Here is a 20,160-nt window from a genome sequence, read left to right as displayed (position 1 = left end):
CGCGACGCGCTAGGAGCCGCCCGGAAAGCCGTGGCATGTCTCCCCCAGCCATTCGCCACGACAACCAGGAGCATCCATGCCCAGCATCGACACCAGCCAGGTAGACGTCCGCGGACCTCGTTTCGCCGCCTGGATCACCACCGGCGTATTAGTGGCCGTCCTGCTCACTGCCGAATTCAGCCCGATAGGTGCGGCCGCCCTGCTGGCCGCGCAAGCACTCGTCTTCGCGATCGGTGCGGGGCTGGGCCCCCGGCGCCACCCCTACGGTGTGCTGTTCGCGCGCCTCGTGGCGCCGCGGTTGGGTCCGGTCACCGAGCGGGAGCCAGTGCCACCGCTGCGCTTCGCGCAGCTGGTCGGGCTGGTGTTCGCCGTGATCGGCGTCGCCGGGTTCGCGGTGGCGCCCGTCGTCGGCCTGATCGCGACCGCGTTCGCGCTGGCCGCTGCCTTCCTCAACGCCGCCTTCGGTATCTGTTTGGGCTGTCAGCTCTACCCGCTCGTCGTTCGCCTGCGGCCGACCACGGCATAACCCACAGCCTTTTCCCCGAAGCAACTGGAAGGATCCCCACCATGGCACGCTCGGACGTCCTGGTCTCCACCGACTGGGCCCAGAGCAATCTTGAGGCGCCCAACACCGTCTTCGTCGAAGTGGACGAAGACACCAGCGTCTATGACATCAACCACATCCCCGGTGCGATCCGGTTGGACTGGCGCAAAGACCTGCAGGACCCGGTGCGGCGTGACGTCATCGACGCCGCCGCGTTTTCCAAGCTGCTCTCCGAACGCGGCATCGCCAATGACGACACGGTGATCCTCTACGGCGGCAACAACAACTGGTTCGCCGCCTTCGCCTACTGGTACTTCAAGCTCTACGGTCACGACGCCGTCAAGCTGCTCGACGGCGGCCGCAAGAAGTGGGAGCTCGACGGGCGTCCACTGTCGACCGAAGCGGTCAGCCGTCCCGCCACGTCGTATGTCGCCAAGCCGCTGGACGAGTCGCTGCGAGCTCGCCGCGACGAGGTGGTCGCCGCGATCAACGTCAAGAACCTCGTCGACGTGCGGTCTCCCGAGGAGTTCTCCGGCAAGATCCTGGCACCGGCACATCTGCCCCAAGAGCAGAGTCAGCAGCGCGGCCACGTTCCGAGTGCGATCAATGTGCCGTGGAGCCGCGCCGCCAACGAGGACGGCACCTTCAAGTCCGACGAGGAGCTGGCTGCGCTGTACGCCGACGCCGGTCTGGATGGCCAGCAGGAGACCATCGCGTACTGCCGGATCGGTGAGCGCTCGTCACACACCTGGTTCGTGCTGCGTGAGCTGCTCGGGCATCGCAATGTGAAGAACTACGACGGTAGTTGGATGGAATACGGCTCCCTGGTGGGTGCCCCAATCGAGTTGGGAAGCTGATATGTGCTCTGGACCCAAACAAGGCCTCGCCCTGCCGGCCAACGTCGACCTGGAGAAAGAGACAGTGATCACCGGACGCGTGGTGGACAGCTCGGGCGCGTCCGTCGGGGGCGCCTTCGTCCGTCTGCTGGACTCCTCGGACGAGTTCACCGCCGAAGTGGTCGCCTCGGCCACCGGCGACTTCCGCTTCTTCGCCGCTCCGGGCTCGTGGCGGATACGAGCCCTGTCCTCGGCAGGTAACGGCGACGCAGTGGTGGCGCCCTCCGGGGCGGGCCTCCACGAGGTCGACATCAAAGTCGCCTGACGACTCGCGATAGACTCCCCCCGTGGTGTTGTTCTTTGAGTTGATGCTGGTGGCGGCTACGGGCCTGATCACCTGGTTCGCCCTGTACACGCTCTACCGGCTGATCACCGACGAGATGTGAGTGTCTCCGACGGTGGCCCGCAGGCGGGCGATGAGCGTCCGATCGACCGGGGTTCCGGTGACCGCGCGGTAGCTGCCGCCGCTGAGCGTGCCAAGCAGACCGCGGCCCGCAACATTCCGGTCTTTGACGACCTGCCGTTCACCGATACCGCGAACCTGCGCGAGGGCGCGAACCTGCACGACGCGCTGTTGGCCCTGCTGCCCTTGGTGGGCGTGTGGCGCGGCGAGGGAGTGGGACACGGCGCCCACGGCGACTACCGGTTCGGCCAGCAGATCGTGGTGTCCCACGACGGCGGCGACTACCTGAACTGGGAAGCACGGTCGTGGCGGCTGTCCGACGACGAACAGTCCAACGAGCCCGCGCTGCGCGAGACAGGCTTCTGGCGGTTCGTCAACGATCCGGACGATCCCGAGGAATCACAGGCCATCGAACTGCTGCTGGCGCACTCGAGCGGTTACGTGGAGCTGTTCTACGGGCGCCCGCACGGCCCAGCGTCCTGGGAGCTGGTCACCGATGCGCTGGCCCGCAGCAAATCGGGGGCGCTGATCGGTGGCGCCAAGCGGCTCTATGGGATCGTCGAAGACGGTGACCTGGCCTACGTCGAAGAGCGGGTGAACGCCGACGGCGAACTGGTGCCGCACCTGTCGGCGCGACTGGCACGCTTCATCGGCTGATCACCCTGCGCTGACTCTGCGCTGAGGGCACCGGCTTCTCGCACTTGTGCGCCCCAGACGCAGAATCAGTGACCGATCGCGGCCTCGACCAGTTCGGCGAATTCCTGCGCCGGCACCCGTGGGCTCAGTGCGCGCCCGTCCAGCGTGTGCACCCGCGCCGACAACGTGATGCTGGAGACCAGCCACAGATCCTGCGCGGCCTCCAGATCCGCGGACACAAGCGGTGCGTATTCGCACGCGTAACCCGCGTTGCGGGCCACCTCGAACAGCGCCTCCTGTGTGGTGCCGCGCAGGATCGGGTGCGACAGCGGAGGGGTGACGAGCCGACCGGGCTCGACCAGCACCACGGTGGAACGCGGTCCTTCCAAGACGTAACCGTCCGAGCTGACGAAAATAACGTCGTCGGCGCCCTGTTTGGCGGCATACCGCAGCGCCGCCATGTTCACCGCGTACGACAGCGTCTTGGCCCCCGCAAGCAGCCACGGCATCTCCAGCCCCTGCGTGGACAGGCCGCGGTCCAGGGTCACTACAGCCACGCCCTCCCGGCGAGCCGCCGCGATGCGCTCCGGCAGCGCAGTGAGCATCACGTAAGCGGTTGGTGCCGAACCGCTTTCTCGGCCCCTGCTGTAGATCATCCGGAGGGCGCCCTCGCCAGTCCCGGGCCACTGCTGCACCGCCTCGTCCACGGCGCGGCGCCACTGCTCCAGGTCCGGGGCAGGCAGGTCCATCAACTCCGCGGAACGCGCCAATCGCCGTAGGTGGGCGTCGAGCAGACACGGGGCGCCGTCTCGCACCAGCAATGTCTCGAAGATCCCGTCGCCGCGCAGCGCCGCCAGATCGTCGGCGTGCAGCAGCGGCGCGTCGGCGTCGGCCGGGCCGCCACCGACCGTGATGATCGTCACGACGGTGTCTTTCACATCGACGTCGGCTGCCATGGACCGTGAGCGTAGCCGCTCCGTAGAGTTGACACGTGCCCGCCGTCCCCGCACCCGATTCCGGCCCCGATGCGGGCGCAATCTGGCACTACGGCGACCCGCTCGGCGAACAGCGCAGCGCCGAATCGGCGGTCGTGGTGGTGGATCGGTCGCACCGGCCGGTGCTGCGGCTCACTGGAGGCGACCGCAAGACGTGGCTGCACAGTCTGTGCACCCAGCATGTCGCCGAGCTACCTGACGGCGCCAGCACCGAGAACCTGACGCTGGACGCCAAGGGCCACATCCAGAACCACTGGATCCAAACCGAGCTTCGCGAACAGACCTACCTCGACACCGAGCCGTGGCGGGGCGCGCCACTGACCGAGCATCTCCGCAAGATGGTGTTCTGGGCCGACGTGACCATCGAGGCGGCCGACTTCGCGGTGCTGTCACTACTGGGTCCCGAACGCAGCGCACCAGCGGTCTTGGACGCGCTGGGGCTGACCGCAGCGCCGGGGCCTACCGCGGTACCGATTCCAGATTCGCTGGGGTTCGTGCGCCAGGTGCCGGGCCGTGAGGTGCTGGAAGTGGTGGTGCCCCGCGACGCCAAGGACGATGTGCAGCGCCGTCTGATCCAAGCCGGGGTCCGGCCCGCCGGAGTGTGGGCCTACGAGGCAGAACGGGTGACCGCGCGGCGGCCGCGCTTGGGCGTCGACACCGACGAGCGCAGCATTCCGCACGAGTTGAATTGGATCGGTGGACCCGGCGTCGGGGCAGTGCACCTGGACAAAGGGTGCTACAGCGGGCAAGAGACGGTGTCGCGCGTGCACAACCTGGGCAAGCCGCCACGGATGCTGGTGCTGCTGCACCTGGACGGATCGGTGGACCGACCGTCGACCGGAGACCCAATCACCTCAGGTGGGCGGTCGGTGGGCCGGTTGGGGACCGTGGTTGATCATTTCGAGTTCGGTCCGATCGCGCTGGCGCTGCTCAAGCGGGGGCTTCCCGCCGACACCGCGCTGCTGACCGGAGCCGGCTCTGAGGTCAGCGCGGTCATCGATCCGGAATCGATGCCGCCGCCGGATGCGCCGGGTGCCGGACGGTTGGCCGTCGACCGGTTGCGCGGTCGGGTTTGACGGTGATCACACCGACACAGGGCAGGTCGGCAACTGGTCCAGCGGCACGGTAAGCTGTCGGCAGGACAATAAACACATTCAGATCGGAGCCGCCTGTTCATTGGGCCGCTCCGTTATTGCGCGAGGGGGTCCCCCCATGGGCCGCGGCCGGGCTAAGGCGAAGCAGACCAAGGTTGCTCGAGAGCTGAAGTACAGCTCGCCAACAACCGATTTCACCCAGCTCCAACGTGAGCTGGCAGGGTCTGAGGTCAATGACTCCGACGGTGACGACTCCTGGAACGGAGACGACGACTGGCGCCGCTGAGCGCGTCGTCGTCTCCGAATCTGATACTCCCCTCGGGGACGTAGGGACCCCGGCCCACAGGGCTGTAGGCCACCGTTTCTAGACCCGATGGGGCCTAGAACCGGGGGTGTTCCCCCACGAGCGTGGCCCCGTCTCCCGGTTCGGCGTTCTTTCCCGGCTTGGCCACCGTGCCCAGCGGCCAGCAGTCGACGTGGCGGGCGGTCAGGATCGCCAGCGCGCGGTCGGTGTCCTCCGGCGCGACCACGGCGACCATGCCGACGCCCAGGTTGAAGGTCTTCTCCATCTCCGCGCGGCTCACCCGTCCGCGCTGGGCGATCATCGCGAACACCGGCGCCGGCGTCCACGTGCCACGATCCACCTCGGCGACCAGCCCGTCGGGGATGACACGGGACAGGTTCCCGGCAAGACCACCGCCGGTCACATGGCAGAAGGTGCGCACCTGGGTCTCGGCGGCCAGTGCCAGGCAGTCCTTGGCGTAGATGCGCGTGGGCTCCAGAAGCTCCTCACCCAGGGTGCGACCGAATTCCTCGACATGGCCTGCCAGATTCATGTGGTCGATGTCCAGCAGGACGGCGCGCGCCAGTGAGTAGCCGTTGGAATGCAGTCCCGAGGAGCCCATCGCGATCAGCACGTCACCGGGCCGGACCCGGTCCGGCCCCAGCACGTCGTCGGCCTCCACCACGCCGACGCCGGTCGCGGAGATGTCGTAGTGATCGGGGGCCATCAGGCCCGGATGCTCGGCGGTCTCCCCACCCAGCAGCGCGCAACCGGCCTGCACACAGCCCTCGGCGATCCCCGAGACGATGGCGGCGACCCGCTCCGGCACGGTGCGTCCCACGGCGATGTAGTCCTGCAGGAACAGCGGCTCGGCGCCACACACCACCAGATCGTCGACCACCATGGCGACCAGATCGATGCCGACGGTGTCGTGCTTATCCAGCGCCTGCGCGATCGCCAGCTTGGTCCCCACACCATCGGTGGAGGACGCCAATAGCGGCTCGCGGTAGTCGTTGCGCAGGGCGAACAGGCCGGCGAAGCCGCCGAGTCCACCCCGCACCTCGGGCCTGGTGGCCTTGGCTGCCAATGGTTTGAACAACTCGACGGCCCTGTCACCGGCGTCGATGTCTACTCCTGCCGATGCGTAGGTAACGCCCTGGGAGCTTGATTCTGCTGAGGTCATCGCGCTAAAGGCTACCGGTCGCCGACGGCGGACGGTATTTCGCTCGGCGTTGCGGCCTCAGAGCCGCCCGCGGAGCCCTGGGGCAGGCACTGGCGGGCAGGGCAGAAACGGACGGTTCGACGGCGATAGAGCCCCTCTGTCGGGCCCACGGAGTCACGGCTGCGGCCGGCTGTTGTGATGATCCACGAAGCGCGCCAACAGGTCACGGAGGGAGTCCTGCTCGTCCGAGGTCAGCACGCCGAACACCTGGTCGTGGGCATCGAGTGCATCGGTCACCACGACGGAGGTGACCGCGCGCCCCTCCTCGGTCAGATGGGCCCGCAGGATGCGGCCGTGGCGAGGATCCCTCCGACGCTCCACCAGCCCGCGACGCTCCAACGCGCGCACCGCCAGTTGGACACCCTGCGGGGTGACGAGCAGACGACGGGAGAGTTGGGCACTGGACAGGCCGGGTTCGTCGGCGAGCTGGCGCAGTAGGGCGATCTGGGCGCTGCTCACACCATGGTGGCCGATCGCCTCGTTCACTGTGGTCAGCGAGTAGTGAAACGCCTGCTTGAGCAGCCACAAAAGATTGCGACTCAGATCCGATTCCGGCGTGCCCGTCATGTCAGATTGCTGGCGCCGGTCGGCATGAGCGGTCGCCAGTCATAGGTATCGGCGCGCCTACGGCTGACTCAGCGCAGTGTCGTGGTCGCTCTCGGCTTTGCGGGCGGTGTTGCTCAGCATCTGCTCGACGACGTTCTTGCCCAGGGCGCTGTCGTCGGGCAGCTCTATGGGATAGCGGCCGTCGAAGCAGGCACAGCACAGCCGCGATGCGGGCTGTTCGGTAGCCGCGATCATGTCGTCCTGCCCGACATAGCCCAGGCTGTCGGCGCCAATGGTGCGGCGCACCGCCTCGACCATCTCGGTCTCGTCCTCGACGGCATTGGCGATCAGTTCGGCCGGCGAGGCGAAGTCGATGCCGTAGAAGCATGGCCATTTGACGGGCGGCGAGGCGATCCGCACGTGCACCTCGACGGCACCGGCCTCGCGCAGCATCCGCACCAGGGCGCGCTGGGTGTTGCCCCGCACGATCGAGTCGTCGACGACGATCAGCCGCTTACCGCGGATGATCTCCCGCAGCGGGTTGAGCTTGAGCCGGATGCCGAGCTGGCGGATGGTCTGCGACGGCTGGATGAAGGTGCGACCGACGTACGCGTTCTTGGTCAGGCCCTGGCCGTAGTCAATGCCGGATTCCTGGGCGTAGCCCACCGCGGCGGGGATGCCGGACTCCGGAACGCCGATGACCAGATCGGCCTCCACCGCGTGCTCGCGGGCCAATCGGCGACCGATCTCCACCCGAGTGGCGTGCACCGACCGGCCGCCGATGGTGCTGTCGGGCCGGGCCAGGTACACGTACTCGAACACGCACCCCTTCGGGGTCGGGTTGGCGAACCGGGAGGAGCGCACACCGTCGGCGTCGATCGCCAGGAGTTCGCCGGGCTCGATGTCGCGGACGAAGGAGGCGCCGACGATGTCGAGCGCGGCGGTCTCCGACGCCACCACCCAGCCGCGGTCCAGCCGACCCAGGGACAGCGGCCGCACGCCCCACGGGTCGCGGGCCGCGTACAGGGTGTTCTCGTCCATGAACGTCAGGCAGAAGGCGCCGCGCGCCGTGGGCAGCAGCTCCAATGCGGCCTGCTCCAGTGACGTGTCGGCGGCCCCGTGCGCCAGCAGCGCGCCCAGGATGTCGGAGTCGGTGGTGGCCACCCCGGGCCGGCGGGTGTCGATCAGGCCCAGTTCGCGGGCGCGGCCTGCCAACTCGGCGGTGTTGACCAGGTTGCCGTTGTGGCCCAGCGCCACCCCGGTGCCTGCCGCGGTGTTGCGGAACACCGGCTGGGCGTTCTCCCAGGTGGTGTCGCCGGTGGTGGAGTAGCGGCAGTGCCCGACCGCCACGTGGCCGGGCATGGCCGCCAGCGTCTGCTCCTCGAACACCTGGCTGACCAAGCCCAGATCTTTGAAGACCAGTACCTGCGAGCCGTCGCCGACGGCGATCCCGGCAGCCTCTTGGCCACGGTGTTGCAGCGCATAGAGGCCGTAATAAGTGAGCTTGGCAACTTCTTCGCCAGGAGCCCAAACTCCGAAGACGCCACACTCTTCACGCGGCGCGTTCTCAAGGTCTACTACCTGCTGCTCCGGCACGTTTCAGCTGCTCCAGGGGGGACGGGCCTCAAGTGACGTGTCCAGTCTACGGTCAACACCGGTCAAGTTTGACCAATGGCAGCCAATCGGCGATCTCGGCGGCTCGCGAACCGGACAACCGCAACGTACCGGCGGCAGACGCCTGACCCATCTCCAACAGCCCGGCGACCAGCAGCAGCCAGCTGCGCGGATCGGTCTCGACGACGTTGGGCGGGGTGCCGCGCGTGTGCCGCGGCCCGGCGATGCACTGCACCGCAACGAATGGCGGGACGCGCACCTCGACGCTGGCGCCGGGGGCCAGCTCGGCCAGGGTGCGGGCGGTCAGCCGAACCGCGGTGGCCAGCGCGGCACGGTCGGGGGCAGGCTGGTCCTCGTCGTGCAACCACTCCGCGAGCGCCTGCACGGCCGCGCGGGTCTGGGCCGGGTCCGGCGTGGAACCCGATCGGGCGGCTGCCATGGGTCAGTCGCTGGGGTGCACGGCGAACCAGTCCAGCAACAGGTCGGCCAGCCGGTCGGGCTCGGTGTCGGGGATCCAGTGCGAGACGCCGGGCATGACCTCGAATCGGTACTCGCCGTCGACATACCGGGCTGTGTTGCGTGCCGCGGTGGGCTTCAGCGCGATGTCGTTGTCACTCCACACATACATCGTCGGTACCGAGATCTGTTGGTCGGACTCGCGCAGGTTCGACAGCGGCATGCCGCGGTACCAGTTGAGCCCGCCGGTCAGCGCACCCGGTTCGGTCATGGCCTGCGCGTCCCGTTGGGCGGCGTCCGCGGTCTGCCCGCTGCGCCGCAGGGCTTTGGCGACCACGGCACCCTTCTTGCGGGTCAGCAACCACTCCGGCAGCAGCGGCAACTGGAAGAAAACCATGTACCACGACGCCAGGCCCTGACGGCTGGTCAGCATCGACTTCAGGAAGGCAGCGGGGTGCGGCACCGACACCGGCGACACGGTGGCCAGCCGTTCGGGCATCTCGGCCGCCACACCCCACGCCACGGCGGCGCCCCAGTCGTGTCCCACGAGGTGCACCCGCTGCGCGCCGCTGGCCTCGATCAGGGCGCCCACGTCGGCGACGAGTTCGGACATCCGATAGTCGCGACGGCGCGGCGGCCGGGCGCCGGGTGAATAGCCGCGCTGGTTGGGCGCCAGACAGCGGTAGCCGGCGGCGGTCAGCCGGTCGATCACGGTGTTCCAACTGTCATTGCGCTGCGGAAAGCCGTGCAACAACACCACGACCGGACCGTCGGAGGGACCAGCGGCGCGGACGTCGAAGACCAGGCCGTCACGGGTATAGCGCATCGGTGAAGCATTGCGTATGTCGCCGGGCAAGAGAAGGCGGGGCCTGCCTACCGCTGATGCAGCGCGGTGCGGATTCGCTCGGTGTCGGCCGACGTCCAGTCCGGCGGCGGCAGCACCGCCACCCAGCCATCCAAGATGGTGTCCGCATAGTTGTGGCCATGCCCGGCGGGCATCTGCTCGCCGTGAAAGAGATCGGCGCTGACCTGCCAGAACGTCACTACCGGGTACCAGCGCATGGAAGTGGTGCGGTCCGGTCCGGGCGGTTCGGTCAGCCAGTCGGGCCGGGCGAACAGCAGGTCCGGCGACCACCAGATGACCGGGTCCGAGGCGTGCTGCAGGAACAACACCCGGGTGCCGTTCCAGGGCGGCGCGGCGATCCGGGTGACCTCGGCGGGCAGGGTGCCCTGGGCGAACCGGACCGTGCGGCCGTTGTCGTAACGCGGCAGCACGGCGGTGCTGCCGGGATCGCGGCGCACCAGCAGGGCACGCCAGAGCGGGCTGGCCTGCGGCGGCCCCACCCAGAGCACGGCTTCGTAGCCCATCTCGGCGACGTCGGGCAACCAGTCGAATGCGGCCTGCCCGGCCATCGAACCCAGGCTCTCGCCGTAGAGCACGAGCATGGGGCGGTGATCTTCGGGCAGGCTGCGCCAGCGTTCGGCGATGGTGCTCACCAGCAACCGCCCCGAGTCCATGGATTTGCGTTGATCGGCCAGGAACGAGATCCAACTGGGCAGGTAGGAGTACTGCACGGCGACGATCGCGGTGTCGCCGTTGTAGAGCATCTCCAGCGCGTCGGCCGCGGCGGGGTCCACCCACCCCGTGCCGGTGGTGGGCACCACCACCAGCACCTGACGGTCGAAGGCGTGCGTGCGCTCCAGCTCGTCGAGCAGCAGTTGCATGCGGGCCTGATCATCGGCCGCACTGTGTAGGCCCGCATAGACCCGGATGGGCTCGCGGGCGGGCCTGCCGTTGGCCCGGGACAGCTCGGGCGCGTGCGCTCCCCCGGCGACGAAGCTGCGGCCCTGACTTCCCAGGGTGGCCCAGGGCGCCAACGACTGGGGGCTGCCGGATCGCTCCGGTTCTTCGGGCTGGACGGTCCCCGGTGCGATGGCGCTGTCCTCGGGCTGGAACACCGCGCTGGCACCGGCGAAGAAACCGCGGATAAGCACACCGTTGATCAGCATGGTCAACACCACGACGACGATCGCACTGCCGATGAACGTGGCGACTTCGCTGTGCAGGTGCCAACGCCGCACCAAGGCCCGGGCCAGCAGCCGACTGGCGTCGATCAGTACCCGCACCGTCGAGATCAATGCCGCCGCTACCCCGATCGCGACCCCCAGGGTGCGCAGGTAGCCCAAGGTCTGGGGGCCTTCGATGCCCAGGAGTTCGGAGACTTGACGCTGCCAGCCGGCGGCCGGGATCAGCATCAGGACGCAGGCGGCCGGCGACGCCACCACCACAGCAGCCTTCAGCGCGATCAAGACCCGGCGCGGCGGCGGCCACCAGTGCGCGCCGCGCAGTACAAACCGGTGCACCGTCGCGCCGACCAGGACCCCAAGCCCATAGCCGAACGCCGCGTTGATGCCGCCGATCAGCCCCTGGAAGAGCCAGTCACGCGGCAGCAGTGACGGTGTCAGCGACAGGCAGAAGAACAGTGCCCCGAACGCCACCCCGACGAATTGCAGGCGCAACAAGCCCCACGCCCACACCAGCATCGGGTGTCGGGGCGGCGCCTGCATGCCGGTCTATCCGAATATCCCCGGCAGCACAGCCTCGGAAGTGCTGCGCAGTTCGGCCAGCGACACACGGAACTGGCCCTGAACCTCCACCTCCTGCGAGGCCTGGTCCACCACGCCGACGCGGGTGGCCGGCAGGCCACGTGCCTCGCACATGGAGCGGAATCTGCTCTCCTCGGTGCGCGGCACCGCCACCAGCACCCTGCCCGCGGACTCGGAGAACAGAAACACGAATGGATCGGCGTCCTCGGGAAGCAGGATGCGGCAACCGGTCTCACCGGCGATCGAGGATTCGACCACGGCCTGGATCAGGCCGCCCTCACTGAGGTCGTGCGCGGCTGACACCAGACCGTCGCGCGATGCCGCACTGAGCACCTCGGCGAGCAACTGCTCGCGCGCTAGGTCGACCTTTGGGGGCAGGCCGCCCAGGTGTTCGCCGGTGACCTGCGCCCAGATCGAACCGTCGAACTCGTCGCGGGTGTCGCCGAGCAGGATCAGTGTCTCGCCCGGTTCGACCCCGAAGGCGGTCGGAATGCGGCGACCCACATCGTCGATGACACCGAGCACTCCGACCACGGGCGTCGGGTGAATGGGGGTGGCGCCGGTCTGGTTGTAGAAGCTGACATTGCCTCCGGTGACCGGAATCCCCAGAGCCGCACAGCCATCGGCCAGACCGCGCACGGCCTCGGCGAACTGCCACATCACCCCGGGGTCTTCCGGGGAACCGAAGTTCAGGCAGTTGGTGACGGCGATCGGGGTGGCGCCGGTGACGGCCACGTTGCGGTACGCCTCGGCCAGCGCCAACTGTGCCCCGGTGTAGGGGTCGAGCTTGGTGTAGCGGCCCGAGGCGTCGGTGGAGATCGTGATCCCGCGCCCGGACGTCTCGTCGATGCGCAGCATTCCGCCGTCGGCGTGCTCGGCCAGCACGGTGTTGCCGCGCACGTAGCGGTCGTACTGCTCGGTGATGAACGCCCGGCTGCACAGGTGCGGGCTGCCCAGCAGCGCAAGCAGAGTCGCGCGCAGCTCCTCCCCGGTGGCCGGCCGCGGCAGCTTGTCCGAGCGGTCCGAGTTCAGCGCGTCCTGGGTATCGGGGCGCGCGACCGGACGCTGATAGATCGGGCCTTCGTGGGCCACGGTGCGGGGCGGGACGTCCACGACGGTCTGGCCATGCCAGGTGATCTTCAGGCGGTCGCCGTCGGTGACCTCGCCGATCACGGTGGCGAGCACGTCCCACTTGGCGCACACCGCCATGAACGCGTCGACGTTATCCGGGGTGACCACGGCGCACATGCGCTCCTGCGACTCGCTGGAGAGCACCTCCGCGGGAGTCATGTTGGCCGCACGCAGCGGCACCTTCTCCAGCTCGATAGCCATTCCGCCGTCCCCGGCGGATGCCAACTCAGAAGTGGCGCAGGACAACCCGGCGCCACCGAGATCCTGAATGCCGACCACCAGCTTGGCGGCGTACAGCTCCAGGCAGCACTCGATCAGCACCTTCTCGGTGAACGGGTCCCCGACCTGAACCGACGGAAGCTTCTTGCGACCGGCCCCGCTCTCGTCGCCGCCGAAGGTGTCCGAGGCCAGCACCGACACCCCGCCGATGCCGTCGAGACCGGTACGCGCCCCGAACAAGATGATCTTGTTTCCGGCACCGGAGGCGAACGCCAGGTGCAGGTCTTCCTTCTTGAGCACACCGACGCACAGCGCGTTGACCAGCGGGTTGCCCGCGTAGCACGGGTCGAAGATGGTTTCGCCGCCGATGTTGGGCAGTCCCAGGGAGTTGCCGTAGCCGCCGATGCCGCGTACCACTCCGTCGAGCACCCGGCGGGTGTCCGGGGCGTCGGCGGCACCGAAACGCAGCTGGTCCATCACCGCGACCGGGCGGGCACCCATCGCCATGATGTCGCGCACGATGCCTCCCACGCCGGTGGCCGCCCCCTGGTAGGGCTCCACGTAGGACGGGTGGTTGTGCGACTCCACCTTGAAGGTGACCGCCCAGCCGTCACCGATGTCGACCACACCGGCGTTCTCGCCGATACCGGCCAGCATGGCCTTGCGCATCTCGTCGGTGGTGGTCTCCCCGAAGTAGCGCAGGTGCACCTTGGAGGACTTGTAGGAGCAGTGCTCGCTCCACATCACCGAGTACATCGCGAGCTCGGCGTCGGTGGGGCGGCGGCCCAGAATGTCGCGGATGCGCTGGTACTCGTCGTCCTTGAGACCCAACTCGGCGAACGGTTGCGGGTGCTCGGGCGTTGCAGCGGCGTGTTCGACGGTGTCCAGTGTGGTCGGGGGCGTCACGGGCACAGTCTATGGCACCGTTTTCGGCTCATTCCGGCGCCAGGAAGGCCGCCAGAGCCGCCGCATAGGAGGCCACGTCGTGGGCGCCCATCAGCTCCCGCGCGGAATGCATGGCCAGCTGGGGAGCGCCTACGTCGACGGTGGGAATCCCGGTGCACGCGGCGCTCATCGGGCCGATGGTCGATCCGCAGGGCAGGTCGGCGCGATGCTCGTAACGCTGCAGTGCCACTTCCGCCTGGTCGCAGGCCAGCGCGAAGGTGGCGGCGGTGCGCCCGTCGGTGGCATAGCGCAGGTTGGGCTGCACCTTGAGCACCGGGCCGGCGTTGACCGCGATCTGATGGCCCGGTTCGTGCCGGTCCGGGTAGTTGGGGTGGGTGGCGTGCGCCATGTCCGCCGAGGCCAGCGTGGAGGCGGTCAGCCGCCGCAGGAAGTCCTCCCGATCCCCGCCGGCGGCCAGGGTGATGCGCTCCAGGACCACGCGCAGCAGATCGGACTGGGCGCCGTGATCCGATGTCGACCCGACCTCCTCGTGGTCGAACAGCACCAGCACCGGAAGATACCGGTCGGACTTCGCGGTCAGCAGCGCCTGCAGTCCGGCGTAGCAGCTGGCCTGGTTGTCCAGCCGCGGCGCGCTGACGAACTCGCCGCCGAGACCGGTCACCGCCGACGGCGCCAGGTCGTGGGTCATCAGATCGAACCCCAGAACGTCGCGGGGCTCCACGCCGGCGCGCTGCGCCACGTATCCGAGGAAGTCCGGGGACCGGCCATCTCCCCAGACCGCGTTGACGTGGCGCTGGGGGTCCAGCTTGACCGCGGCGCGGTCCTCGGCCAGGTGGATGGCCAGTTGCGGCACCCGCAGGATCGGCTCGTCGATGCGGACCACGTGGTGCATGATCCCGGTGTCGCGAGCCGAGTCGAGCACCGAGAGCCGCCCGCTGATCCCCAGGTCCCGGTCCAGCCAGGAGTTCAGCCAGGCGCCGCCATAGGGCGCCAGCGTCACCAGCTGCCACCCGGCGACTTCCCGTGCGGGGTGTTGTTTGACCCGTAGGTTCGGGCTGTCGGTATGCGCGCCGACGATCCGGAACGGGGTGGCCGGGGTACTGGCGCCGCCATCCCAGGCGATCAGCGATCCGGCGCGGATGGTGAAGTACCGCCCGGGCGTGGCCGGCCAGCGATCGGTCTCGGCCACCTGCGTGTAACCGGCGGAGCGCAGCCGCTCGGCAACCGTGACACAGACGTGAAACGGCGACGGTGAGGCGTCGATGAACTCGCACAATCCGGTTGCGGTGGCGGCCATGGGCTCAAGTCTTTCGCATCCGTACCCCCGACGGGGCGTTAGGGTCGATACTGTGCCGTCCGTTCAGCCCGTGACCGCGCCCCTGACCTGTGCGGCCATCTTCCTGGTGGCCACCATCGATGAGGGCGGCGAGACAACCGTGCGCGACGCCCTGCCCGACCTGGCGGGTTTCGCGCGCGCTATCGGCTTCCGCGACCCGACCAAGCGACTGTCTCTGGTGACCTCGATCGGCTCGGATGCCTGGGACCGGCTGTTCGCCGGGCCGCGGCCGGCGCGGCTGCATCCGTTCGTCGCGCTGACCGGTCCGCGGCACACCGCTCCGGCCACCCCGGGGGACCTGCTGTTTCACATCAAGGGTGAGACCATGGACGTCTGCTTCGAGTTGGCCGGCCGGATCGTCAAGGCGATGGCCGGTGCGATCACGGTGGTCGACGAGGTGCACGGTTTCCGGTTCTTCGACAATCGCGACCTGCTCGGCTTCGTCGACGGTACCGAGAATCCGGTCGACGACGAAGCGGTGGCGGCCACCGCGATCGGTGACGAAGACCCGGACTTCGCCGGCGGCTCCTATGTGCACATCCAGAAGTATGTGCACGACATGGCGGCGTGGGAGGCGCTGCCGGTCACCGAACAAGAGCGGGTGATCGGCCGGACCAAGGCCGACGACATCGAGTTCGACGACGCGGTGAAGCCGGCCAATTCCCATATCGCGCTGAACGTCATCACCGACGAGGACGGCAACGAGCTGGACATCGTGCGGCACAACATGCCGTTCGGCACGGTCGGTTCCGGCGAGTCCGGGACGTACTACATCGCCTACGCGCGGGACCCGGAGATCACCGAAAGGATGCTGCACAACATGTTTGTCGGCGACCCGCCGGGAAACACCGACCGCATTCTGGACTTCTCCACCGCACTCACCGGCGGGCTCTTCTTCACCCCCACCGCCGACTTCCTCGAGGATCCGCCGCCGCTTCCGGGCGTGGCGGCTCCCACCGCCTCCGCGCCCGTCGAGACCACCGGCGTTCAAGGCTCCTTGAACATCGGCAGCCTGAAAGGAACCTCGCAATGAACAACCTGTACCGCGATCTGGCCCCGGTCACCGAAGCCGCCTGGGCCGATATCGAGCAGGAGGCAACCCGAACGTTCAAGCGGCACATCGCCGGCCGCCGGGTGGTCGACGTGAGCGAGCCGGCCGGGCCGACCGCCGCGGCCGTGGGCACCGGACGGCTGACCGGCATCGGCGCCCCGGGCGACGGCGTCGAGGCGCACCTGCGCGACAGCAAACCGCTGGTGCGCCTGCGGGTTCCGTTCACCCTGTCGCGCACCGAGATCGACGATGTCGAACGGGGTTCGCAGGACCCCGACTGGGACCCGGTGAAAGCAGCAGCCAAGAAGCTGGCATTCGCCGAAGACCGGATCATCTTCGGCGGCTATCCGGACGCCGCGGTTGAGGGCATCCGCAGCGCCAGCTCGAACGCTGCGCTGCCGCTGCCGCAGGACCCGCGCGGGATCCCGGACGTGATCAGCCAGGCCCTGTCGGCGTTGCGGCTGGCCGGGGTGGACGGGCCGTACTCGGTGTTGCTCTCGGCCGACGCCTACACCAAGGTCGCTGAGACCTCCGATCACGGCTATCCGATCCTGGAGCACCTGAACCGACTGGTCGACGGCGACATCATCTGGGCGCCCGCGATCGACGGCGCGTTTGTGTTGACCACCCGCGGCGGCGACTTCGATCTGCGGCTGGGCACCGACGTGGCCATCGGTTATCTATCCCACGATGCCGAGAATGTGCAGCTCTACCTGCAGGAGACGCTGACTTTCCTGTGCTACACCGCCGAGGCGGCGGTGGCCCTGAACCCCTAGGGGCACAACGGGAGGGGCCGGGTGCGTGAGTCGGTGCTCGGTGAAACCGCCGCATCGCTGGGCGATGGGCGCATAGCCTGGGCAGATGAGCGACCCAGTCACGCCCGACCAAGCAATGCAGGTGATCCGGGATGCCGGCGGCGCACAACCTGGATGCCGCGCGTTACACGCCAAGGGGACGTTGTATCGCGGCACCTTCCGGGCAACACCTGAGGCTCGGACGCTCTCTTACGCACAGCATCTCGATGGGTCTGCGGTGCCCACATTGATCAGGTTCTCGAACGGTTCGGGCGACCCGGCGCAGCGCGACGGAGCGCCGGGGGTGCGCGGTATGGCGGTGAAGTTCACGCTGCCCAACGGATCCACCACCGACGTGTCCACCCAGACGGCGCGGTTATTCGTCTCCAGCACTCCGGACGGTTTCATCGATCTGCTGCGGGCGTCGCGGCCAGGTCCTACGGCCCCGCTTCGGATGGCCGGGTACCTACTCACCCACCCCCGCCTGCTGCGGGCCTTGCCGGTGCTGCGCGCCGCCAACCGGATCCCGGCGAGTTACGCCACCGTGGAGTACCACGGATTGCACGCGTTTCGCTGGGCGGCCGCCGACGGTGGCGCCCGCTACGTTCGCTACCACCTGACCCCCGCGGCCGGGGAACAGTTTCTGTCCACGGCGGCGGGTGCAGCCAACGACGCCGACTTTCTCACCGCGGAGTTGAACGATCGGCTGGCGAACGGGCCGGTGCGATTCGATTTCCGCGTGCAGCTCGCCGGCCCGAACGACTCGACGGTCGATCCCTCGATGCCCTGGGCGAGTACCGAGTACGCCACGGTGGGGACCATCGACATCATCGGACTCGACACCGAACGTGAGCACGGCGATGACATCGTGGTGTTCGACCCGACGCGAGTCACCGAGGGTATCGAGCCCTCCGACGACCCGGTGCTGAAGTTTCGAAGCCAAGCCTATTCCGCGTCGGTCAAACTGCGCACCGGTGTGGGGCGCGGCGCTGAGGCACCACCGGCCTGATCCCGCGGCAAAACCCTGGCGAAATCGGCCTACCTGCGCGTACTTTCAGACGATGCCAATCAATCGACGCAAAGTCTTGGGCGGAGCCAGCCTGGCCGGGGCCGCAGCCATGACCGGCGCCGGAGTCGACCGCGTTATCGCCACCGGAACGCCGAGTTTCCGCACAGGTAAGGAAGAGTCCATGACCGATGATGCGGCCCGTTTTGGCAATCCCCGCATTCCGTCGGAGACCATCACGACGCAGTCGCACCTGTTCCGACTGGGCGAGCAGGCCAGCAACAACTACGACGGCGGCTCATTCAAGCAGGCCAGCGAGGACAACTTCCCGATCCTCAAGGGCCAAGAGGCGAGCATCGTGCTGCTCACGCTGGAACCCGGCGGAATCCGCGAGCCGCACTGGCACCCCAGCGCCTGGGAGCTCAACATCGTCATCAAGGGCACCGCGGCCTGGCTCGTCATCGACGGCAATGGCAATCATGAGAGCTTCGATCAGCACGTCAACGACGTGGTGTTTGCGCCCCAGGGTTCCTTTCACTACTTCGAGAACCGGGGCACCGAAGACTTGACCATTCTGATCATTCAGAACACCAGTGCGCCCGAATCCAAGGACAACATCGGGATCGGCGAGTCGTTGAGCAAGCTGCCGCCGCGGGTGTTGTCGGCGGTGTTCGGCGTGCCCGCAGAGACGTTCAAGTCGTTCAAGAAGATCGACAACACGATCACCATCCTGCGCGCGCCGTAGGCCGGCGGCCGGCGGGCGTCAGGCCGTGAGCACCGCGTCCAGCGCGGAGTAGAACAGCCCCAGCCCGTCGTCGCTGGGACCGGTCAACGCCTCGATGGCGTGCTCGGGATGCGGCATCAGCCCGACCACCCGTCCGTTGGCCGAACTCACCCCGGCGATATCGCGCTGCGAGCCGTTGATGTTGTCGAGGTAGCGGAACACCACGCGCCCCTCGCCCTCCAGCTCGTCGAGGACGGCTTCGGAGGCCACGTAGCGCCCCTCACCGGACTTCAGCGGCACCAGCAGGTCGGCGTCATCCTCGAACCGGGAGGTCCACGCCGTCGAGGTGGAGGCCACCCGCAGCCAGACGTCGCGGCACACGAAGTGCAGGCCGATGTTGCGGGTCAGGGCGCCCGGCAGCAGCCCGGCCTCGCACAGCACCTGGAAGCCGTTGCAGATGCCCAGGACCGGCATGCCCGAGTTGGCGGCGGCGATCACCTCACCCATCACGGGGGCGAAGCGGGCGATGGCGCCGGCACGCAGATAGTCACCGTAGGAGAAGCCGCCGGGCACCACCACGGCGTCGACGCCCTTGAGGTCGGCATCGGCGTGCCAGAGGCTGACGGGTTCGGCGCCCACCAGCCGGACCGCACGGGCCGCGTCGACGTCGTCGAGAGTGCCGGGAAAGGTGATGACGCCAACCCGGGCGCTCACGTGGTCTCCCGGCTGACGGTGAAGTCTTCGATCACCGTGTTGGCCAGCAGCGATTCGGCGATCTCGGCGAGTGCGGCGTCGTCGACAGAGTCGTCGACCTCGAGTTCGAAACGCTTGCCCTGCCGCACGTCCGACACTCCGGCGTGTCCGAGCCGGGAAAGCGCGCCGACGATGGCCTGCCCTTGCGGGTCGAGGATCTCGGCTTTGGGCATCACGTGCACAACCACCCGGGCCACGGGTGCTCCCTACTGTCGACGGGGAATCGGTCGGGTCAACAATACCGATGCTCGTCGGCGGCGCCGGAGCGCACAATCGTTAGCTATGCAACTGACCCATTTCGGCCATTCCTGCCTGCTCGCCGATTTCGGCGGCACCACGGTCCTGTTCGACCCCGGCAACTTCTCGCACGGTTTCGAGGGCATCACCGGGTTGGCGGCCATTCTGGTCACCCATCAGCACCCCGACCACGCCGACATCGCGAGGCTGCCGGCCCTGATCGATGCCAATCCCGGTGCCGCGCTCTATGCCGACCCCCAGACCGCCGCGCAGCTGGGCCCGCCCTGGCAGCCGGTGCAGGTCGGTGACGCCTTTGACGTCGGCCCGTTGCGGGTGCGCGGGGTGGGTGGGCAGCACGCGGTGATCCATCCGGAGCTGCCGATGATCGACAACATCTCCTACCTGGTTGGCGACGACGGGCACCCGGCCCGGCTGATGCATCCCGGCGACGCGCTGTTCGTCCCCGGTGAGCCGGTGGATGTGCTCGCGGCTCCGGCCGCGGCGCCGTGGATGAAGATCTCCGAGGCGGTCGACTATCTGCGGGCCGTGGCACCGCGCGCCGCGGTGCCGATCCATCAGGGCATCATCGCCAGCGAAGCCCGCGGGATCTATCACGGCCGGCTGGCCGAGATGGGGCACGCCGACTTTCAGGTGCTGCCGCAGGAGAGCGCCGTCGCTTTCTAGTTTCGGGCCCCCTGCCCCGGCCC

At 68.3% G+C, this 20,160-nt stretch carries 22 protein-coding genes; 11 read left to right on the top strand and 11 right to left on the bottom strand.

Going from position 1 to position 20,160, the window contains the following annotated elements:
- Positions 1-76 precede the first annotated feature (76 nt).
- From BST15_RS04645 to BST15_RS04630, 4 genes are all read left to right on the top strand, one after another.
- A complete protein-coding gene (locus tag BST15_RS04645; protein WP_046188154.1) occupies positions 77-526 on the top strand; it encodes a DUF4395 domain-containing protein in 450 nt (149 codons plus the stop codon).
- A 41-nt stretch (positions 527-567) separates the two neighbouring features.
- Positions 568-1,401, top strand: coding sequence for a sulfurtransferase (locus BST15_RS04640; RefSeq protein ID WP_046188153.1), 834 nt, complete (start codon positions 568-570; stop codon positions 1,399-1,401).
- Between the two features lies 1 nt (position 1,402).
- A complete protein-coding gene (locus BST15_RS04635) occupies positions 1,403-1,705 on the top strand; it encodes a DUF1416 domain-containing protein (RefSeq protein WP_046188152.1) in 303 nt (100 codons plus the stop codon).
- A gap of 162 nt (positions 1,706-1,867) precedes the next feature.
- Positions 1,868-2,500, top strand: a complete 633-nt coding sequence (locus BST15_RS04630) for a heme-binding beta-barrel domain-containing protein (protein WP_046188202.1) — start codon at positions 1,868-1,870, stop codon at positions 2,498-2,500.
- Positions 2,501-2,565: 65 nt separating this feature from the next.
- Here the strand turns inward: BST15_RS04630 and BST15_RS04625 are convergent, their stop codons facing one another.
- Positions 2,566-3,435 (bottom strand): aminodeoxychorismate lyase, encoded by an 870-nt coding sequence (locus tag BST15_RS04625; RefSeq protein ID WP_046188151.1) that lies wholly within the window; start codon positions 3,433-3,435, stop codon positions 2,566-2,568.
- Between the two features lie 35 nt (positions 3,436-3,470).
- On the opposite strand from BST15_RS04625, the gene ygfZ reads away from it, so the two are divergent.
- Together ygfZ and BST15_RS04615 are read left to right on the top strand one after the other, a co-directional pair.
- Positions 3,471-4,550 (top strand): CAF17-like 4Fe-4S cluster assembly/insertion protein YgfZ, encoded by a 1,080-nt coding sequence (ygfZ, locus tag BST15_RS04620; protein ID WP_046188150.1) that lies wholly within the window; start codon positions 3,471-3,473, stop codon positions 4,548-4,550.
- A gap of 136 nt (positions 4,551-4,686) precedes the next feature.
- Entirely contained in the window at positions 4,687-4,854 is a 168-nt protein-coding gene (locus BST15_RS04615; protein WP_082104164.1) for a DUF3073 domain-containing protein, read from the top strand.
- 94 nt (positions 4,855-4,948) lie between these two features.
- Here the strand turns inward: BST15_RS04615 and purM are convergent, their stop codons facing one another.
- From purM to BST15_RS04575, 8 genes are all read right to left on the bottom strand, one after another.
- On the bottom strand, positions 4,949-6,034 hold the full coding sequence (purM, locus tag BST15_RS04610) for a phosphoribosylformylglycinamidine cyclo-ligase (RefSeq protein ID WP_046188149.1): 1,086 nt from the start codon (positions 6,032-6,034) through the stop codon (positions 4,949-4,951).
- Positions 6,035-6,187: 153 nt separating this feature from the next.
- Positions 6,188-6,640 carry a MarR family winged helix-turn-helix transcriptional regulator gene (locus BST15_RS04605; RefSeq protein ID WP_046188148.1) on the bottom strand — a complete coding sequence of 151 codons (453 nt, stop codon included), beginning with the start codon at positions 6,638-6,640 and terminating at the stop codon, positions 6,188-6,190.
- A 57-nt stretch (positions 6,641-6,697) separates the two neighbouring features.
- The gene (purF, locus tag BST15_RS04600; RefSeq protein ID WP_046188147.1) at positions 6,698-8,215 is read right to left on the bottom strand and encodes an amidophosphoribosyltransferase; all 1,518 of its coding nucleotides are present in this window, start codon (positions 8,213-8,215) and stop codon (positions 6,698-6,700) included.
- 52 nt (positions 8,216-8,267) lie between these two features.
- Positions 8,268-8,672, bottom strand: coding sequence for a sterol carrier family protein (locus tag BST15_RS04595; RefSeq protein WP_046188146.1), 405 nt, complete (start codon positions 8,670-8,672; stop codon positions 8,268-8,270).
- A gap of 3 nt (positions 8,673-8,675) precedes the next feature.
- The gene (locus BST15_RS04590; RefSeq protein ID WP_046188145.1) at positions 8,676-9,515 is read right to left on the bottom strand and encodes an alpha/beta fold hydrolase; all 840 of its coding nucleotides are present in this window, start codon (positions 9,513-9,515) and stop codon (positions 8,676-8,678) included.
- A gap of 47 nt (positions 9,516-9,562) precedes the next feature.
- Complete coding sequence (locus BST15_RS04585) at positions 9,563-11,257, bottom strand: alpha/beta hydrolase (protein WP_046188144.1); 1,695 nt, start codon at positions 11,255-11,257, stop codon at positions 9,563-9,565.
- Positions 11,258-11,263: 6 nt separating this feature from the next.
- Positions 11,264-13,558 (bottom strand): phosphoribosylformylglycinamidine synthase subunit PurL, encoded by a 2,295-nt coding sequence (purL, locus tag BST15_RS04580; protein WP_046188143.1) that lies wholly within the window; start codon positions 13,556-13,558, stop codon positions 11,264-11,266.
- A gap of 22 nt (positions 13,559-13,580) precedes the next feature.
- A complete protein-coding gene (locus tag BST15_RS04575) occupies positions 13,581-14,849 on the bottom strand; it encodes a M18 family aminopeptidase (protein WP_046188201.1) in 1,269 nt (422 codons plus the stop codon).
- A gap of 52 nt (positions 14,850-14,901) precedes the next feature.
- Here BST15_RS04575 and BST15_RS04570 point away from each other — a divergent pair, with 52 nt between their 5' ends.
- The 4 genes from BST15_RS04570 (at position 14,902) to BST15_RS04555 (ending at position 18,484) form a co-directional block, all read left to right on the top strand.
- Positions 14,902-15,921: a Dyp-type peroxidase gene (locus BST15_RS04570; RefSeq protein ID WP_109370703.1), complete on the top strand. Its 1,020-nt coding sequence runs from the start codon at positions 14,902-14,904 to the stop codon at positions 15,919-15,921.
- Positions 15,918-16,715, top strand: coding sequence for a family 1 encapsulin nanocompartment shell protein (locus BST15_RS04565; protein WP_046296369.1), 798 nt, complete (start codon positions 15,918-15,920; stop codon positions 16,713-16,715). Before BST15_RS04570 ends, BST15_RS04565 begins: the two co-directional genes overlap by 4 nt.
- A gap of 85 nt (positions 16,716-16,800) precedes the next feature.
- Complete coding sequence (locus BST15_RS04560; protein WP_046191446.1) at positions 16,801-17,742, top strand: catalase family peroxidase; 942 nt, start codon at positions 16,801-16,803, stop codon at positions 17,740-17,742.
- Between the two features lie 52 nt (positions 17,743-17,794).
- Entirely contained in the window at positions 17,795-18,484 is a 690-nt protein-coding gene (locus BST15_RS04555) for a cupin domain-containing protein (protein ID WP_046191445.1), read from the top strand.
- A gap of 18 nt (positions 18,485-18,502) precedes the next feature.
- Here the strand turns inward: BST15_RS04555 and purQ are convergent, their stop codons facing one another.
- Together purQ and purS are read right to left on the bottom strand one after the other, a co-directional pair.
- Positions 18,503-19,177 (bottom strand): phosphoribosylformylglycinamidine synthase subunit PurQ, encoded by a 675-nt coding sequence (purQ, locus tag BST15_RS04550; protein WP_046191444.1) that lies wholly within the window; start codon positions 19,175-19,177, stop codon positions 18,503-18,505.
- A complete protein-coding gene (gene purS, locus BST15_RS04545) occupies positions 19,174-19,413 on the bottom strand; it encodes a phosphoribosylformylglycinamidine synthase subunit PurS (RefSeq protein ID WP_046191443.1) in 240 nt (79 codons plus the stop codon). The genes purQ and purS overlap by 4 nt, the downstream gene beginning before the upstream one ends.
- Positions 19,414-19,498: 85 nt before the next feature.
- Here purS and BST15_RS04540 point away from each other — a divergent pair, with 85 nt between their 5' ends.
- Positions 19,499-20,137 (top strand): MBL fold metallo-hydrolase, encoded by a 639-nt coding sequence (locus BST15_RS04540; RefSeq protein WP_046191442.1) that lies wholly within the window; start codon positions 19,499-19,501, stop codon positions 20,135-20,137.
- Positions 20,138-20,160: the final 23 nt, after the last annotated feature.

This window comes from Mycolicibacter arupensis (assembly GCF_002086515.1).
GTDB lineage: Bacteria > Actinomycetota > Actinomycetes > Mycobacteriales > Mycobacteriaceae > Mycobacterium > Mycobacterium arupense.
Note: the sequence above shows the minus strand (reverse complement) of the source record. Positions and strands in the feature narration are given on the sequence as shown.

Excerpts from the sequence above, each read along its gene's own strand:
- BST15_RS04645 (WP_046188154.1), top strand. The coding sequence starts at position 77 with ATGCCCAGCATCGACACCAGCCAGGTAGACGTCCGCGGACCTCGTTTC.
- BST15_RS04640 (WP_046188153.1), top strand. The coding sequence starts at position 568 with ATGGCACGCTCGGACGTCCTGGTCTCCACCGACTGGGCCCAGAGCAAT.
- BST15_RS04635 (WP_046188152.1), top strand. The coding sequence starts at position 1,403 with ATGTGCTCTGGACCCAAACAAGGCCTCGCCCTGCCGGCCAACGTCGAC.
- BST15_RS04625 (WP_046188151.1), bottom strand. The coding sequence starts at position 3,435 with ATGGCAGCCGACGTCGATGTGAAAGACACCGTCGTGACGATCATCACG.
- BST15_RS04615 (WP_082104164.1), top strand. The coding sequence starts at position 4,687 with ATGGGCCGCGGCCGGGCTAAGGCGAAGCAGACCAAGGTTGCTCGAGAG.
- purM (WP_046188149.1), bottom strand. The coding sequence starts at position 6,034 with ATGACCTCAGCAGAATCAAGCTCCCAGGGCGTTACCTACGCATCGGCA.
- BST15_RS04605 (WP_046188148.1), bottom strand. The coding sequence starts at position 6,640 with ATGACGGGCACGCCGGAATCGGATCTGAGTCGCAATCTTTTGTGGCTG.
- BST15_RS04595 (WP_046188146.1), bottom strand. The coding sequence starts at position 8,672 with ATGGCAGCCGCCCGATCGGGTTCCACGCCGGACCCGGCCCAGACCCGC.
- BST15_RS04590 (WP_046188145.1), bottom strand. The coding sequence starts at position 9,515 with ATGCGCTATACCCGTGACGGCCTGGTCTTCGACGTCCGCGCCGCTGGT.
- BST15_RS04585 (WP_046188144.1), bottom strand. The coding sequence starts at position 11,257 with ATGCAGGCGCCGCCCCGACACCCGATGCTGGTGTGGGCGTGGGGCTTG.
- BST15_RS04575 (WP_046188201.1), bottom strand. The coding sequence starts at position 14,849 with ATGGCCGCCACCGCAACCGGATTGTGCGAGTTCATCGACGCCTCACCG.
- BST15_RS04565 (WP_046296369.1), top strand. The coding sequence starts at position 15,918 with ATGAACAACCTGTACCGCGATCTGGCCCCGGTCACCGAAGCCGCCTGG.
- BST15_RS04560 (WP_046191446.1), top strand. The coding sequence starts at position 16,801 with ATGAGCGACCCAGTCACGCCCGACCAAGCAATGCAGGTGATCCGGGAT.
- BST15_RS04555 (WP_046191445.1), top strand. The coding sequence starts at position 17,795 with ATGCCAATCAATCGACGCAAAGTCTTGGGCGGAGCCAGCCTGGCCGGG.
- BST15_RS04540 (WP_046191442.1), top strand. The coding sequence starts at position 19,499 with ATGCAACTGACCCATTTCGGCCATTCCTGCCTGCTCGCCGATTTCGGC.